Raw genomic sequence first — 15,270 nt, 5'->3', positions numbered from 1 at the left:
GCGCCCGCCCGCAACCCTCCGCACCCCTTCGAGGCCGCCGTGTTCCGGTTCATCGTCAGGCGCCTGCTTCAGCTGATACCCACGCTGTTCGGGCTCTCCCTCCTGCTCTTCATCTGGCTCCGCCGTCTCCCCGGCGGCCCCGAGACCGCCATCCTCGGCGAGCGCGGCACGCCCGAGATGCGTGCCGCCATCCGCCGCAACATGGGGCTCGACGAGCCCATCCTGGTGCAGTACGGCCGTTTCGTACGGCGGCTGATCAAGCTCGACCTGGGCACCTCGACCTCCACCAAGCGGGCGGTCACCACGGAGTTCATCGAGCGCTTCCCCGGCACCGTCGAGCTGACCATCACCGCGATGATCATTGCGATCGGTGTCGGCATCCCGTTGGGCTACCTGGCCGCCCGTCGTCGCGGCCGTTTCCTGGACCACGCGTCCGTGGGCGGCTCGCTGATCGGCATCTGCATCCCGGTCTTCTTCCTGGGCTACGTGCTCAAAGCGATCTTCTCGGAGAACCTGCACTGGTTCCCGTCCAGCGGCCGGCAGGACCCGACGCTCGGAGCGACCCGGGTCACCAACTTCTTCGTCCTGGACGGGTTGATGACCCGTGAGTGGGACGCCGCCGCCGACGCCCTCTGGCATCTGGTGTTGCCCAGCATCGCGCTGGCCAGCATTCCGCTGGCGATCATCGTCCGGATCACCCGGGCGAGCGTGCTGGAGGTGCTGAACGAGGACTTCGTACGGACCGCGGAGGCGAAGGGCCTGACCGAGCAGACGGTTCGTCGCCGGCACGTGCTGCGCAACGCCATGCTGCCGGTGGCCACCTCGATCGGTCTGCTCGCGGGTGGCCTGCTCTCCGGCGCGGTGCTGACCGAGACCGTCTTCGCCTTCAGTGGCATCGGAGCGTTCGTCGCCGAGGCCATCGGCCAACGCGACTATCCGGTGCTGATGGGCTTCATCCTGATCATCGCGGTGGTGTACGTGCTGGTGAACCTCCTGGTCGATCTCTCCTACAGCTTCATCGACCCGAGGGTGAGGGTGCGATGACACTCAGCCCAGGCAAGAAGCGCGAAAAGATCGACCGGCTCTCCGAACTGGCCGCCCGTGACGACGAGCGGGGCGTCAGCCTCTGGCAGGAGGCGTTCCGCCGGCTGCGCGGTAACCCCGCCGCGATCGTCGGCGCGGTCATCCTGGCGCTCTTCGTGCTGGTCGCGGTGGTCGGCCCGTTCCTCGTGCCGTACGCCGCGACGGACACGATCGGCATCCGGGAGGGGCTGATCAAGCCGGGTGTCATTCCCGGCCCGACCGGTGACCACTGGTTCGGTTACGACCACCAGGGCCGTGACGAGTTCAGCCGGATGATCGTGGGTGCCCGGCAGACCCTGCTGGTCGGTGTGGTCTCCACCCTGATCGGTCTGGCGATCGGCGCGCTGATCGGTGGCGTCTCCGGTGCCGCGGCCGGTCTCGGTGGCCGCTGGGGGCGGTGGATCGACACCACCCTGATGCGCTTCATCGACATGCTGCTGGCGATGCCGAGCCTGCTGCTGGCGGTGAGCATCGCCGCCCTGCTCGGGGCCAGCCTGACCACTGTGATGATCGCGGTCGGTGTGGTTTCGGTGCCGGTGTTCGCCCGGCTGCTGCGCGGCTCGATGATCTCCCAGGCCAACAGCGACTACGTGCTGGCGGCGACCTCGCTCGGCGTGAAGAAGTCGAAGATTGCGCTGACCCACGTGGTCCCCAATTCGCTCGCCCCGGTGATCGTGCAGGCCACGCTGACCCTGGCCACCGCGATCATCGAGGCGGCGGCGCTCTCCTTCCTCGGCCTCGGTAACCCGGACACGGCCGTACCGGAGTGGGGTGTCATGCTCGCCGACGCGCAGCAGTACCTCGGCATCCGGCCGTCGCTGGCGATCTACCCGGCGGTCGCGATCATCATCACCGCGCTCGGTTTCACCCTGCTGGGTGAGGCGATGCGCGAGGCCCTCGACCCGAAGCTGCGGAAGTAGGCCCGCAATGGCACTGCTCGAAGTTGAAGATCTCGCCGTCACGTTCGCCCGCCGCGGTCAGCGCGCCGTGCACGCGGTCGACGGGGTGTCCTTCTCGGTCGACGCCGGTGAGGTGGTCGGCCTGGTCGGCGAGTCCGGCTGCGGCAAGAGCGTCACCTCGCTCGCGATCATGGGTCTGCTGCCCAAGCAGCCCGGCCTGCGGGTTGGCGGCAAGGCCGTCTTCGACGGCACCGACCTGCTCCAGCTCGACGACCGGTCGCGGCGGGACATCCGGGGTCGGGACATCGCGATGATCTTCCAGGATCCGCTCTCCTCGTTGAACCCGGTGATCCCGATCGGCTTGCAGGTGACCGAGGTGCTCACCCGGCACCGGGGGATGAAGGGCGAGACCGCGGCGAAGGAGGCGGCGGCGCTGCTGGACCGGGTCGGCATCCCCGACCCGAAGCGGCGGCTCAAGGAGTACCCGCACCAGCTCTCCGGTGGGATGCGCCAGCGTGCGCTCATCGCGATGGCGGTGGCCTGCCAGCCCCGGCTGCTGATCGCCGACGAGCCGACCACCGCGCTGGACGTCACCATCCAGGCCCAGATCCTGGAGCTGCTCAAGGAACTGGTCCGGGACTCCGGCACCGCGCTGCTGATGATCACGCACGATCTGGGCGTGGTGGCCGGCATGTGCGACACCGTCAACGTGCTCTACGGCGGCCGGGTGGTGGAGACGGCTCGCCGTCGTCCGCTGTTCCGTCAGCCGCGTCACCCGTACACCGTGGGTCTGCTCGGCTCGGTGCCGCGCCTGGATGCCGGGCGGGGCGAGAAGCTCAACCCGATTCCCGGCTCGGTCCGCGACCTGCTGCCCTGGCCGGACGGTTGCGCCTTCGCCCCGCGCTGCGCCCGACGGATCGACGAGTGCGTGGGCGAGCCGCCGGAGTTGGTGCACGCGCACGACGGACGGAGCTACCGGTGCGTCAACCCGGAGCCGCTGCCGGGCATGGTGCCCGCCCCGCGCGAGGAGGAACGAGCGTGAGTGAGAACGACATCCTCGTCGAGGTGCGCGACCTGAAGGTGCACTTCCCGATCAAGCGGGGGGTGCTCTTCGACCGGGTGGTCGGCCAGGTGAAGGCCGTCGACGGGGTCGACCTGAGCATCGCCCGGGGCAAGACGTACGGCCTGGTGGGCGAGTCCGGCTGCGGCAAGTCGACGTTGGGCCGTGCGCTGCTCCAGCTCACCCCGCCGACCGCCGGCGAGGTCAGCTTCGACGGCGTCGAGCTGACCACGCTGCCGTCCGGCAAGCTGCGCAGCATGCGTCGCCGGATGCAGATGATCTTCCAGGATCCGATGTCCAGCCTCGACCCCCGGCAGAACGTCGAGTCGATCCTGACCGAGGGCCTACAGACCCACGGGATCGGCACCGACCGCACCGACCGTCGACGGATCATCGGCGAGACGCTGGACGCGGTCGGGCTGCCCCGCTGGGCGCTGTCCCGCTACCCGCACGAGTTCTCCGGCGGGCAGCGGCAGCGCATCGGCATCGCCCGCGCCCTGGTGCTCGGGCCGGAGCTGATCGTCGCCGACGAGCCGGTCTCGGCGCTCGACGTGTCGATCCAGGCCCAGGTGGTCAACCTGCTGGACGAACTCCAGGACAGCCTGGGGCTGACCTATCTGGTGATCGCGCACGACCTCGCGGTGGTTCGGCACATCTCCGACACGGTCGGCGTCATGTACCTGGGGGCGCTGGTCGAGGAGGCGCCGAGCGACCGGCTCTACAACGAGCCGCTGCACCCGTACACGCGGGCGCTAATGTCCGCGGTGCCGGTGCCGGACCCGGACGTGGAGGACCGTCGGGAGCGGATCCTGCTCGCCGGTGACCTGCCGTCGCCGGCCAACCCGCCGTCCGGCTGCCGCTTCCACACCCGCTGCCCGTGGGCGCAGCCCACCCGCTGCGCCGACGAGCGACCGGTGCTGCGGGACATCGGCGTCAGCCGGGTGGCCTGCCACTTCGCCGAGCAGATCGCCAGCGGCGAGTTGCGCCCGCACGGGGTCAGCGCGCAGATCGTCCGACCCGCGGGCGAGGGGGACGCGCCGGGCGTGGTCTCCGCGCCCACCGAGCCCGGCTCGTACGTCTGAGACTGGACGCGGTGCCGGCGGTCGCGTCAGCCCTCGGGGCGGTTCAGCAGCCCCACCGCGACGCCGTGCACCGCGTCCAGCCCGGCCGGGTCGGCCAGCGTGACCGACGTGCCGGTCACCGCGTACCACTCGTCCGCGTCCTTGTACTGCACCCGCAGGGTGACCTTGCCGTCGGCGTACTCGGTGCGCAGCGTCAGGTCACCGGTGACGACGCCGACCTCGTCGGTCATCACACCGCCGGGGCCGGGCACGATGTCGGTGGTGCGGCTCTGTGGGCCGGCCGCGCCCCCCGAATCCGCGACCATGCCGGCACCGGGCACGGCGGCGGGGGTCTCGGCGGTGCCGTCCGCGGTCATGCCGGCGGCGGACGGGCCGCTCTCCCCGGCGGCGCTCACGAATCGCTCCCCACTGAACAGCCCTCCAACATGTCGGTCAGGGCGGCCTTCTCGGCGCTGGTCACCGTCAACCGCCAGTAGTGCTTGACCGTCACCCAGTCCTGGGCATATTTGCACCAGTAAGACCGGTTTGCCGGCTTCCACTGCGACGGGTCCTGGTCACCCTTTGCCCGGTTCGACGAGGCGGAAACCGCGAAGAGCTGCGGACGGGTGGTGTCGTTGGCGAAATCGCCGCGCTTCGCGTTGTCCCACTCGTCGGCACCCGAGCGCCACGCGTTGGCCAACGGCACCATGTGGTCGATGTCCACGTCGGAGGGATCCGAGAAGCTGCGACCGTCGTACACGCTCTCCCAGCGCCCACCGACCACGTTGCAGCCGGAGAGCTTCACGTCCTTGCCGTCGCGCTGGAGGATGCTGTCCCGGACATCGCAGTTCTTGCCGGTGTCCCGCCAGTGCGGGAAACGCTCCCGGCTGTAACCCTTCATCGAGCCGGCGGTAGCGACGGTGAGCTGGCTCAACTGCTCCGCGGCGTTGCCGCCGTCACTCGGCGGCGGTGCGGTCGGCTCATCCTGCGGGACGCAACCGGCCACGCCGAGCGCCAGCGCCGCGGCAAGCGCGGCCACCGCCGCTCGCGGTCCTGATCTGGTACGCACAGACGACACCTCTCCAGCTTGGGGGCTCCCGGCGATTGCGCACAGTACCCGGGCACGGTTTCGGCGTTTCGTGGCGTCTCCCACATGATGCAAGGCAGATTGGTGGGATGACCGCACCCGTACCGGCGTCCGCCCTCCGGATGGGCACCACCGCCGGCCGGGGCACGCTGCTCGCCGCCGTACTCGCCTCTGGCATGGTCTTCCTCGACAGCACCGTCGTCAACGTGGCGCTACCGAAACTCGGGCAGGACCTCGGCGCGAACGTTGCCGATCTCCAGTGGACCATCAACGGCTATCTGCTGATGCTGGCGGCGTTCGTGCTGCTCGGTGGCGCACTCGGGGACCGCTTCGGCCGGCGTCGCGTCTTCCTCATCGGCGTGGTCTGGTTCACCGCCGCCTCCGTGCTCTGCGGGCTGGCCCAGGGCACCGGCATGCTGATCGCGGCCCGATTCCTCCAGGGCGCCGGTGGCGCGCTGCTCACGCCCGGGTCGCTGTCGGTGCTCCAGGCGAGCTTCCACCCCGACGACCGGGGCCGGGCGATCGGCGCCTGGGCCGGACTGTCCGGGGTGTCCACCGCGCTGGGACCGTTCATCGGGGGCTGGCTGATCGACGCGCTCTCCTGGCGCTGGATCTTCTTCCTCAACCTGCCGATCGCCGTGCTGGTGCTGCTGGCCGCCCTGCGCTGGGTGCCGGAGAGCCGGGACGAGAGCGCCTCCCGCACCCAGGGACGGGGTCCGACCCGACGGCGGTTCGACGTCGCCGGAGCCCTGCTCGGAGCGCTCGCGCTCGCCGGCGTCACCTACGCCCTGATCGACGCGCCGGCCCGCGGGTTCGACTCCGCCGAGGTGCTGATCGCGGCGGTGGTCGGGGTGCTCTCCGCGGTGGCCTTCGTGCTGCTGGAACGGCGGCGTGGCGACGCCGCGATGCTGCCCACCGGGCTGTTCGGCAGCCGACTCTTCTCGGTGCTGAACCTCTTCACAGTGGTCGTCTACGCGGCGCTCGGCGGCTTCACCTTCTTCTTCGCCGTCTACCTGCAGAACGTGGTCGGGTGGTCGGCCTTCCGCACCGGCATCGCGCTGCTGCCGATGACCCTGCTGCTGTTGGTCGGGTCCGCCCGGGCCGGTGCGCTGTCGGCGCGGATCGGCCCCCGGCTGCCGCTCGCCATCGGACCGGTGATCGCCGCGGTCGGTCTGCTGCTGCTGCGCGGCGTCGGACCGGGCGCGTCGTACTGGCGGGACGTGCTGCCCGGGGTGCTGCTCTTCGGCATCGGGCTGACCCTGGTGGTGGCACCGCTGACCGCGTCGGTGCTGGCCGCCGTGCAGGACCGGTTCTCCGGGGTGGCCAGCGGCTTCAACAACGCCGCGTCCCGGGCCGGCGGCCTGCTCGCGGTGGCGGCGCTGCCGCTCCTGGTCGGGCTCTCCGGCGGCGGGTACGAGCAGAAGGCCGAGCTGACCGACGCCTTCCGGGGCGCGATGGAGTGGTGTGCCGGGCTGCTCGTGGCCGGCGCGGTGCTGGCCCTCGTGCTGGTCCACCGACCACCCCGGAAAGCACCGCCGTCCCAGCCCTGCCATTCGCTGCCCGCCGCGACACCCCCGAAGTAGGGATCCACCCCGGGGGTGTCGCGCGTAGGTCAGCGGCGGGCGCCGTTGACGGCGCTGGTGACCGCCTTGATCGACGCGGTGACGATGTTGGCGTCGGTGCCGACACCCCAGACCGTCTTCCCGTCCACCTCACACTCCACGTACGCGGCGGCCTGCGCGTCACCACCGGAGGAGAGCGCGTGCTCGTGGTAGTCGAGCACCCGTACGCCCACCCCGACGGACTGGAGCGCGTTCACGTACGCGTCGATCGGGCCGTTGCCGACCGCGGTGAGGGACCGCTGCTCGCCGCCCACACCGACCTGGGCCTCGATCTCGACCTTGCCGTCCGCCGTGCCGATCGTGTAGCCGGCCAGCCGGACCGCCGGGTCGGGCTGGTGGTCGAGCAGGTAGTGCGTCGCGAAGATCTCCCACATGGCGGCCGGGTCGACCTCGCCACCATCGTGGTCGGTGACCTGCTGTACCACCCCGGAGAACTCGATCTGGAGCCGGCGCGGCAGGTCCAGCTGGTGCTCGCTCTTCATGATGTACGCGACGCCGCCCTTGCCGGACTGCGAGTTGACCCGGATGACCGCCTCGTAGGTGCGGCCCAGGTCCTTCGGGTCGATCGGCAGGTACGGCACCGCCCAGGTGTGCTCGTCCACCGGTACGCCGGCCGCCTTCGCGTCGGCGGTGAGGGCGTCGAAGCCCTTCTTGATGGCGTCCTGGTGAGAGCCGGAGAAGGCGGTGTAGACCAGGTCGCCCGCGTACGGGTGGCGCTCGTGCACCGGCAGCTGGTTGCAGTACTCGACGGCTCGCCGGATCTCGTCGATGTTCGAGAAGTCGATCATCGGGTCGATGCCCTGGGAGAAGATGTTGAGCCCCAGGGTCACCAGGTCGACGTTGCCGGTGCGCTCGCCGTTGCCGAACAGGCAGCCCTCGATGCGGTCGGCACCGGCGAGCAGGCCCAGCTCGGCGGCGGCCACGCCGGTGCCCCGGTCGTTGTGCGGGTGCAGGCTCAGCACCACGCTGTCCCGGCGCGGCAGGTGCCGGTGCATCCACTCGATCGAGTCGGCGTACACGTTGGGGGTGGCCATCTCGACGGTGGCCGGGAGGTTGATGATCAGCGGCCGGTCGGGGGTCGGATCGATCACGTCGATCACCCGGGAGCAGACTTCCAGCGCGTACTCCAGCTCGGTGCCCGTGTAGGACTCCGGCGAGTACTCGTAGAAGATCTCCGTGTCCGGGGTGTGGATCTCCGCGTACTTCTGGCAGAGCCGCGCGCCGGTGGTGGCGATGTCGGCGATGCCGTCCTTGTCCAGGCCGAAGACCACCCGCCGCTGGAGAGTGGAGGTCGAGTTGTAGAAGTGCACGATGGCCCGCTTCGCGCCGCGCAGCGACTCGAACGTCCGGTCGATCAGGTGCTCCCGGCACTGCGTGAGCACCTGGATGGTGACGTCGTCCGGGATCATGTCGTCGTCGATGAGCTGCCGGACGAAGTCGAAGTCGGTCTGGCTGGCCGACGGGAAGCCGACCTCGATCTCCTTGTAGCCCATCTGGACCAGCAGCTGGAACATCCGGCGCTTGCGCTCCGGCGACATCGGGTCGATCAGGGCCTGGTTGCCGTCGCGGAGATCCACGGCGCACCAGCGGGGGGCGGCCTCGACGGTGCGGGTGGGCCAGGTGCGGTCCGGCAGCTCGACCCGGAACTGCTCCCGGTACGGCTGGTAGCGGTGGTACGGCATCCGGCTGGGGCGCTGCCGGGCGATGGGATCGGCGTCGGGATCGGTCGCGGCGTCGGTGACAGGTTGAGCCATCTCAGAGTGCTCCCTGGAACATGTGGCGTCAGCAGATCGGAAGGTGTCGGCGGGTGCCGGGCGACGGTGCGCGGCGGTGCCGAGAAGAAACTCGGATGTGCTGGACGGCGCGATGCGACTCCGCGACGAGGTGCCGGCCGGTCAGGCCTCGTCGCGGCGGCTAAGGAGGAGAAGCGCCCGCCACATGACCAGGTCACCCTACGTGATGGAACGGGGGGTGGAAAGACAGGTCCGGACTATGGGACCGGGGTCATGGCCGGCGCTGCGGCCTCGGCACCCAGCCGCGGCGTCCGTTGCGCCCAGGCCACCACGGGCACGATAGCCACCGCTACCAGCACGAAGATCGCTGCTATCGGTAACCAACCCCACCCGCCGGTGGTCACCCCGAGCGCGGTCAGCCCGGCCGGGGCGATCAGGTACTGCACCTGCGAGCCGAGCTCGAACGCCCCCACGTACGCGCCGCGCTGACCGGCCGGCGGCAGGGTGGCGGTGAGCCCCCAGCTGCCCGCCGACTCGATCAGCTCGGCCAGGATCAGCACCGTGGCGGCGGCCACCAGCACCACGACGGTGAGCGCGCCCCGGGTGACCCCGGAGATCGGCAGGACCAGGCAGAACAGGGCGATCAGCAGTCCGCCCCGGCGAGAGGCCCGTGCCGCGCCCGCCGCGGTGTCGGCGCCCCGGCTCACGCGGACCTGGAGCAGCACGATGAGGACCGTGTTGAGCAGCACCAGCCCGGCGATCACCGTCTTCGGGGCGTCGGTGTGGGTGAGGATCCAGAGCGGCATGACCGTCAGGTAGAGCGCCTGGTGCGCGGTGAGCAGCCCGGACAGCAGGGACACCGTCATGAACGGCCGGTCCCGCAGCACGGCGAGTCGACTCATCGGTTGCACCGGCCGGGCCACCTGCGACAGCCGGGGCAATCGCCGCACGAACAGGGCCGTCACCAGGAAGACAGTCGAGATGAACCAGGCCATCCCCCGGTACGCCGTGATCGTGTCCACCGCCAGCACCAGGCCGCTGATCACCGCACCGAGCCCGAAGCCGACATTCAGCGACGAGCGCTGGTACGCCATCGCGGTGACCCGTTCGGCCGGCGCGAGCGCGTTGATCGAGTAGACCTGCCGGGCCACGCCGACAGCGGCGTCCACGGCGGCCAGCGCCACCACCACGGCGAGGAAACCGGCGAAGCCGCCAACGAACGGGTACGTCGCGAAGAGCGCCGCGTTCAGCACCAGCCCGACCACCCAGACCCGCTGCGGTCCGTACCGGTCGGTGAGCCCGCCCAACGGCACCGTTCCCAGCAGCGACACCCCCGCCGCGATGGAAAGCCCCAGCCCCACCTGGGCGGCGCTGAGCCCGAGCGCCCGGGTGAAGAAGACGGCGCTGCCGGCGTGGAACAGCCCGCTGCCGACGGCGTAGACCATGGCCTGTACGGCCAGGGCGCGAGTCAGCCCGGCCGGCGGTACGACGTCTCGAACGGCGGTACGGATGGTTTCTCTGGTCCCCATGTCCGGGGAGTGAAGCGGGTCCCATCACCTCGGTCGAGTCTTTTAGGCTGGACCGAATCCTGCTCTGGGGGGCGCGTGTCCGAGTTGCGGTTCAGCCTGGCCGACGTGGCGGGAGTACGGCTCGCCGTGTCACCGGTCAACGAGACGGTCATGAGCATGTGGGCGCTGGCCAAACCGGTGCGCTACGCGGTGCACCTGCCCTGGATCGACCGGGCCCGGGTGACGTTGCGTCGTCCCGAGGTGGCCGACCGGGTCCGACCTCTGGTGGGGTTGGTCGTGCCGGGTCGCTGGCTGCCCGACTTCCTCACCCCCGCGGCCCGACCGAACGTGGAGATTGCCGAGCAGCTCGACCAGATCGCCGCGACGCCGCCGGCCGTGGTGGTCCAGGACCTGCTGTCGACCACCTGGCAAAAACCGCTGAGCCCGTTCGGGCGGGCGCTGCTCGCCGACCCCGGCGGGCTGTTGCCGCTGGTCGTCGACGCGGTGCGGGTCTGGTACGACGAGGCGATCGCCCCGGACTGGCCGCGGATGCGGGCGCTGCTCGACGCCGACGTGGCCTACCGGGCCGCGCAGCTCGCCGAGAGCGGCGCCGGTCGGTTCTTCGAGCAGCTCCACCCGAGCCTGCGCTGGCACGGCGACCGGGTGATCAGCGACGACACGTTCGAGCGGGACTTCGACCTCCGTGGGCGTGGGCTGGCGCTGAACCCGACGGTGTTCACCGAGCAGCACGTGCTGTGGAACCTGCTGGAGGATTCCCTGCCCGCCGGCGCGTACCCGGTCCGTGCCGTCGGCACGCTCTGGGAGGCGACCACCCCGCCGCCCGGCGACCCACTGGCACGGGTGATCGGCCCGGGGCGAGCCGCGCTGCTGCACCGGCTCGACACGGCGACCACCACCACCGACCTGGCCCGACTCACCGGGATGTCCGCCGGAAACGTCTCCCAGCACCTGACCGCCCTGCACGCCGCCGGCCTGGTCGACAGGTCTCGACAGGGTCGGCACGTCCTGTATCGCAACACCGAGGCCGCGGCGGTCCTTCTTCGCGCGAGCCGCGGCGAGTAGGACCGGCGAGCGGTCAGCCGAGCAGGAGTTCGGCCAGCGGTCGGCGGCGGCGCAACCCGGTCTCCTCGGCGACGAGGTCCGCCGGCAGGCTGAGCGGGTCGCCGAGTTGCCCGACGACGAGCACCGCGTACGGCCGCACGTCGGGGGGCAGGTGCAGGTCGGCGGCGAGGCCGGCGCGGTCCACGGTCAGCACCTGTCGCACGTGCAGCCCGAGCGCGGTGGCCTGCACGGTGAGATGGGCGACCGCCTGGCCCAGGTCGTACGCGGCTCCGTCGGGCGGCGTGGCGTCCGGTGCGGTGTCGCCGTCGACGTGTGCGGCGAGCAGCAGCGCGGCGGCACGGTGCGCCCACCGTTGGTCGCGCTCGGGCAGGTTGACCAGGATCCGCTTCCACGTCTCGTCGTCGCGGTGACCGAGGGTGAACCGCCAGGGTTGGCGGTTGCCCAGTGACGGTGCCCAGCGGGCCGCTTCCAACAGGGAGGACGCATCGCTCGCGCTCAACTCCTCGGTGGGGTGGAACGCCAGCGGACTCCAGCGGTAGGCGAGCAGCGAGGTGAGGTCGGCCATACGACGGATCGTCCTGTATGGGTGATTCGCCCCCTCGGCGAGGGTGGCTGAATGTGGGCAAGAGCACCCGTAACGGGACGAAGATCAAGGCGTTCCCGCGCTGGGGCTCTCCGACGGGTCCGGGGTCGGCGCCGCGGTGTCGAGCGGCTCCCGGTCGACCACCACCGGGCCGGCCAACTGCACGGTGGCAGGTGCCGGGCCGGGCGCGGCGGCCAGCCTCAGCGTCCCGGCCCCGGTCCGGACGCCGGTCGGCGTGCCGTCCCCGTCGTAGCAGTAGATGCCCACGTCCAGCGGGGCGTTGAGCGACGCCGAGGTGGAGTCCACCGAGTAGCAGGTGCCGGTGACGCCCTCGGGCGCGTTCGCCGGCGCGACCGCCAAGGGAGCGCGTCGGTCGGTCAGCACGTCCAGCCAGTCGGTGAACGGGTGCTGGACCCGGGGGTCCGACCGACGGGGGATCGCGTCGTCGCGATCACCCAGGCGTACGCAACTCGCCGACTCGGTATGACCGGCCGACGGCAGGGCGCACTGGAACAGCCCGTCGGCCGTGCTGGCCATCGAGACGTCGGCGGTGCCGCCCAACGCGCCCCCCGGCACGTCGACCCGCCAACTGCCGTCGTTCGCGCTGGTGAAGACGATGGTGCGATCCGGTTCGCCCGCCCGGCTGTACACGTACTGGGCCACCAGGTGACGGTCCTGAGCCGCCGCGGCCAGCGCGGCCAGCTCATCCCGCGCGGCCTCCACCTCGACCGGCCCCGGATCGGCGGGCGGTGGGGTCGGAGGCTGCTCAGTGGTGCAGGCGACAAGGAGGGCCGGCAGGGCGAGGACGAGCGGCCCGAGCACGCGGCCGGCCGAGCGGATGAGGACGGGCACCGGCCCATTCTGGTGGGTGTGGGCGGTTGGTGGGTGCCGGCGCGTACCGGCCCGTCCCGGCGTGTCGGGCGAAGCGTTCCCACGTACCGCCCGACCTGGCGGGACCGGCCCGGCCGGCCCCGGGCGGGCCGGATGGTGGGATCACCTGACCCGGCGTCGTTGCCCGCCGGATACCCTCATGGGGTCTGACACGCGCCGCCGGCCCCGGTTCCGGCGGCGTCGGCACGCTCAGGGTCGCTGGGAGGGAGTGCACGTCGTGGCACTCGTGGTGCAGAAGTACGGCGGGTCCTCCGTCGCCAACGCCGAGCGGATCAAGCGGGTGGCCGAGCGCATCGTCGCCGCCCGTAAGGCCGGCGACGACGTGGTGGTGGTGGTCTCCGCGATGGGCGACACCACCGACGAGCTGCTCGACCTGGCCAACCAGGTCAGCCCGCTGCCGCCGGGCCGCGAGCTGGACATGCTGCTCACCGCCGGTGAGCGGATCTCCATGGCCCTGCTGGCCATGGCCATCCACAACCTGGGGTACGAAGCCCGCTCGTTCACCGGTTCGCAGGCCGGCGTGATCACCACCTCGGTGCACGGCCGCGCACGGATCATCGACGTCACCCCCGGGCGGCTCAAGGGCGCGCTCGACGAGGGGTCGGTGGTCATCGTGGCCGGCTTCCAGGGCGTCTCGCAGGACACCAAGGACGTCACCACGCTGGGCCGCGGTGGTTCGGACACCACCGCCGTGGCGCTCGCCGCCGCCCTGCACGCCGACGTCTGCGAGATCTACACCGACGTGGACGGCATCTTCACCGCCGACCCGCGGATCGTGCCCAACGCCCGGCACATCCGGCACATCACCTACGAGGAGATGCTGGAGCTGGCGGCGTGCGGCGCGAAGGTGCTGCACCTGCGTAGCGTGGAGTACGCCCGGCGGGCGGGGTTGCCGATCCACGTCCGTTCGTCATACTCGACCAACACCGGCACGATGGTCACCGGATCGATGGAGGACCTTTCCGTGGAGCAGGCACTGATCACCGGGGTCGCGCACGACCGCAGCGAGGCCAAGATCACGATCGTCGGGGTGCCCGACGAGCCGGGTGCCGCCGCGCGGATCTTCGACACCGTCGCCGGCGCCGAGATCAACATCGACATGATCGTGCAGAACGTCTCCACCGAGGGCACCGGCCGGACGGACATCTCGTTCACCCTGCCCAAGGCCGACGGCCCCACCGCGATGGCGGCGCTCAGCAAGATCCAGGAGCCGGTCAAGTTCAAGGGTCTGCTCTACGACGACCACGTCGGCAAGGTCTCGCTGATCGGCGCGGGCATGCGCTCGCACCCCGGTGTGGCGGCCGGCTTCTTCGCCGCGCTCGGCGCGGCCGGGGTCAACATCGAGATGATCTCCACCTCCGAGATCCGGGTCTCCGTGGTCTGCCGGGACACCGACCTCGACGCCGCCGTCCGCGCCATCCACGACGCGTTCGAGCTGGGCGGCGACACCGAAGCCGTGGTCTACGCGGGGACGGGTAGGTAGCGCCGATGACGGCGCTGCCCACCCTCGCCGTGGTCGGAGCGACAGGTGCCGTCGGCACCGTGATGTGTGAGCTGCTCACCGGACGACGCAACGTCTGGGGTGAGATCCGGCTGCTCGCCTCCGAGCGCTCCGTCGGGCGTCGGGTGCGCTGCCGGGGCGAGGAACTCGTCGTCCAGGCGCTGACCCCCGAGGCGTTCGACGGGGTCCAGGTGGCCATGTTCGACGTGCCCGACGAGGTCTCCGCCGAGTGGGCGCCGATCGCCGTCAGCCGGGGCGCGATCGCGGTCGACAACTCCGGCGCGTTCCGGATGGACCGCGACGTCCCGCTGGTCGTTCCGGAGATCAACCCCGAGCAGGTCCGCAACCGACCCCGGGGCATCATCGCCAACGCCAACTGCACCACCCTCGCGATGATCGTCGCGGTCGCGCCGCTGCACCGCGAGTACGGCCTCCGAGAGCTGGTGCTCGCCTCCTACCAGGCGGTCTCCGGAGCCGGGCAGTCCGGCGTCGACATCCTGCACGACCAGCTCGCCAAGGTCGCCGGCGATCGGGCGCTCGGCTCGCGCACCGGCGACGTACGCCAGGCGGTCGGCGACGACCTGGGCCCGTTCCCGGCACCCATGGCGCTCAACGTGGTGCCCTGGGCCGGCTCACCGACGGACAGCGGCTGGTCGTCGGAAGAGATGAAGATCCGCAACGAGTCGAGGAAGATCCTCGGCCTTCCCGACCTCAAGGTCTCCGCCACCTGCGTCCGGGTGCCGGTGGTCACCGCCCACTCGGTCGCCGTGCACGCGGTCTTCGCCACCGAGGTCGACGCCGAGGGCGCCCGCGAGGCGCTCCGCAACGCCCCCGGGGTGATCCTGGTCGACGACCCCGCGGCCGGGGAGTTCCCGATGCCGATCGACGCCGTCGGCACCGACCCGTCCTGGGTCGGCCGGATCCGCCGCGCCCTCGACGACCCCCGCGCCCTCGACTTCTTCGTCACCGGCGACAACCTCCGCAAGGGCGCGGCTCTCAACACCGCCCAGATCGCCGAGCTCCTGGCCAAAGAGCTCCGCACCCCCTGACCCCGCGCCGGCCCAGGCTTGTCCCACCAGCGGCGTCGATCATGGAGTTGTGGTGGGCGAAACGTGACCGAACGAGGGTTATGTTCAGCACCACAACTGCATGATCGACG

14 protein-coding genes are annotated in these 15,270 nt (G+C 71.0%); 8 read left to right on the top strand and 6 right to left on the bottom strand.

All coding sequences use genetic code 11. The features are described 5' to 3' along the window. The first annotated feature begins 39 nt into the window (after positions 1 to 39). Genes ACIBD9_RS02240 through ACIBD9_RS02225 form a run of 4 tightly spaced genes read left to right on the top strand, consistent with a single transcriptional unit; the run spans position 40 to position 4,124 of the window. Positions 40 to 1,044, top strand: a complete 1,005-nt coding sequence (locus tag ACIBD9_RS02240) for an ABC transporter permease (protein WP_145778530.1) — start codon at positions 40 to 42, stop codon at positions 1,042 to 1,044. Further along, the gene (locus ACIBD9_RS02235; RefSeq protein ID WP_238657999.1) at positions 1,041 to 2,003 is read left to right on the top strand and encodes an ABC transporter permease; all 963 of its coding nucleotides are present in this window, start codon (positions 1,041 to 1,043) and stop codon (positions 2,001 to 2,003) included. The genes ACIBD9_RS02240 and ACIBD9_RS02235 overlap by 4 nt, the downstream gene beginning before the upstream one ends. A gap of 7 nt (positions 2,004 to 2,010) precedes the next feature. After that, entirely contained in the window at positions 2,011 to 3,024 is a 1,014-nt protein-coding gene (locus ACIBD9_RS02230; protein WP_396713743.1) for an ABC transporter ATP-binding protein, read from the top strand. Continuing rightward, positions 3,021 to 4,124 carry an ABC transporter ATP-binding protein gene (locus ACIBD9_RS02225; RefSeq protein WP_396713741.1) on the top strand — a complete coding sequence of 368 codons (1,104 nt, stop codon included), beginning with the start codon at positions 3,021 to 3,023 and terminating at the stop codon, positions 4,122 to 4,124. Before ACIBD9_RS02230 ends, ACIBD9_RS02225 begins: the two co-directional genes overlap by 4 nt. 26 nt (positions 4,125 to 4,150) lie before the next feature. Here the strand turns inward: ACIBD9_RS02225 and ACIBD9_RS02220 are convergent, their stop codons facing one another. Beyond that, complete coding sequence (locus ACIBD9_RS02220; RefSeq protein WP_396713830.1) at positions 4,151 to 4,540, bottom strand: hypothetical protein; 390 nt, start codon at positions 4,538 to 4,540, stop codon at positions 4,151 to 4,153. Further along, positions 4,516 to 5,172 carry an HNH endonuclease family protein gene (locus tag ACIBD9_RS02215; protein WP_396713739.1) on the bottom strand — a complete coding sequence of 219 codons (657 nt, stop codon included), beginning with the start codon at positions 5,170 to 5,172 and terminating at the stop codon, positions 4,516 to 4,518. Before ACIBD9_RS02215 ends, ACIBD9_RS02220 begins: the two co-directional genes overlap by 25 nt. Positions 5,173 to 5,279: 107 nt before the next feature. On the opposite strand from ACIBD9_RS02215, the gene ACIBD9_RS02210 reads away from it, so the two are divergent. Continuing rightward, complete coding sequence (locus ACIBD9_RS02210; RefSeq protein WP_396713737.1) at positions 5,280 to 6,773, top strand: MFS transporter; 1,494 nt, start codon at positions 5,280 to 5,282, stop codon at positions 6,771 to 6,773. 29 nt (positions 6,774 to 6,802) lie between these two features. Here ACIBD9_RS02210 and leuA read toward each other — a convergent pair whose 3' ends face one another. Next, positions 6,803 to 8,566, bottom strand: a complete 1,764-nt coding sequence (gene leuA, locus ACIBD9_RS02205) for a 2-isopropylmalate synthase (protein ID WP_396713735.1) — start codon at positions 8,564 to 8,566, stop codon at positions 6,803 to 6,805. Between the two features lie 236 nt (positions 8,567 to 8,802). Continuing rightward, positions 8,803 to 10,074: an MFS transporter gene (locus ACIBD9_RS02200; RefSeq protein WP_396713733.1), complete on the bottom strand. Its 1,272-nt coding sequence runs from the start codon at positions 10,072 to 10,074 to the stop codon at positions 8,803 to 8,805. 75 nt (positions 10,075 to 10,149) lie between these two features. Between ACIBD9_RS02200 and ACIBD9_RS02195 the strand changes: the two genes are divergently transcribed. Further along, positions 10,150 to 11,136: an ArsR family transcriptional regulator gene (locus ACIBD9_RS02195; RefSeq protein WP_396713731.1), complete on the top strand. Its 987-nt coding sequence runs from the start codon at positions 10,150 to 10,152 to the stop codon at positions 11,134 to 11,136. A gap of 13 nt (positions 11,137 to 11,149) precedes the next feature. On the opposite strand, the gene ACIBD9_RS02190 is transcribed toward ACIBD9_RS02195, so the two are convergent. Then, positions 11,150 to 11,701, bottom strand: coding sequence for a nitroreductase family protein (locus ACIBD9_RS02190; RefSeq protein ID WP_396713729.1), 552 nt, complete (start codon positions 11,699 to 11,701; stop codon positions 11,150 to 11,152). 84 nt (positions 11,702 to 11,785) lie between these two features. Continuing rightward, on the bottom strand, positions 11,786 to 12,571 hold the full coding sequence (locus ACIBD9_RS02185; RefSeq protein WP_396713727.1) for a hypothetical protein: 786 nt from the start codon (positions 12,569 to 12,571) through the stop codon (positions 11,786 to 11,788). 256 nt (positions 12,572 to 12,827) lie between these two features. Here ACIBD9_RS02185 and ACIBD9_RS02180 point away from each other — a divergent pair, with 256 nt between their 5' ends. Both ACIBD9_RS02180 and ACIBD9_RS02175 read left to right on the top strand, forming a co-directional pair. After that, positions 12,828 to 14,093, top strand: a complete 1,266-nt coding sequence (locus ACIBD9_RS02180) for an aspartate kinase (protein ID WP_151491046.1) — start codon at positions 12,828 to 12,830, stop codon at positions 14,091 to 14,093. A 5-nt stretch (positions 14,094 to 14,098) separates the two neighbouring features. Then, positions 14,099 to 15,160 (top strand): aspartate-semialdehyde dehydrogenase, encoded by a 1,062-nt coding sequence (locus tag ACIBD9_RS02175; RefSeq protein ID WP_396713725.1) that lies wholly within the window; start codon positions 14,099 to 14,101, stop codon positions 15,158 to 15,160. Positions 15,161 to 15,270 lie beyond the last annotated feature (110 nt).

Origin of the sequence: Micromonospora sp. NPDC050784 (assembly GCF_044456765.1) — a bacterium.
GTDB classification, from domain to species: Bacteria; Actinomycetota; Actinomycetes; order Mycobacteriales; family Micromonosporaceae; genus Micromonospora; species Micromonospora foliorum.
This window is presented reverse-complemented; position numbering and strand designations above follow the sequence as displayed.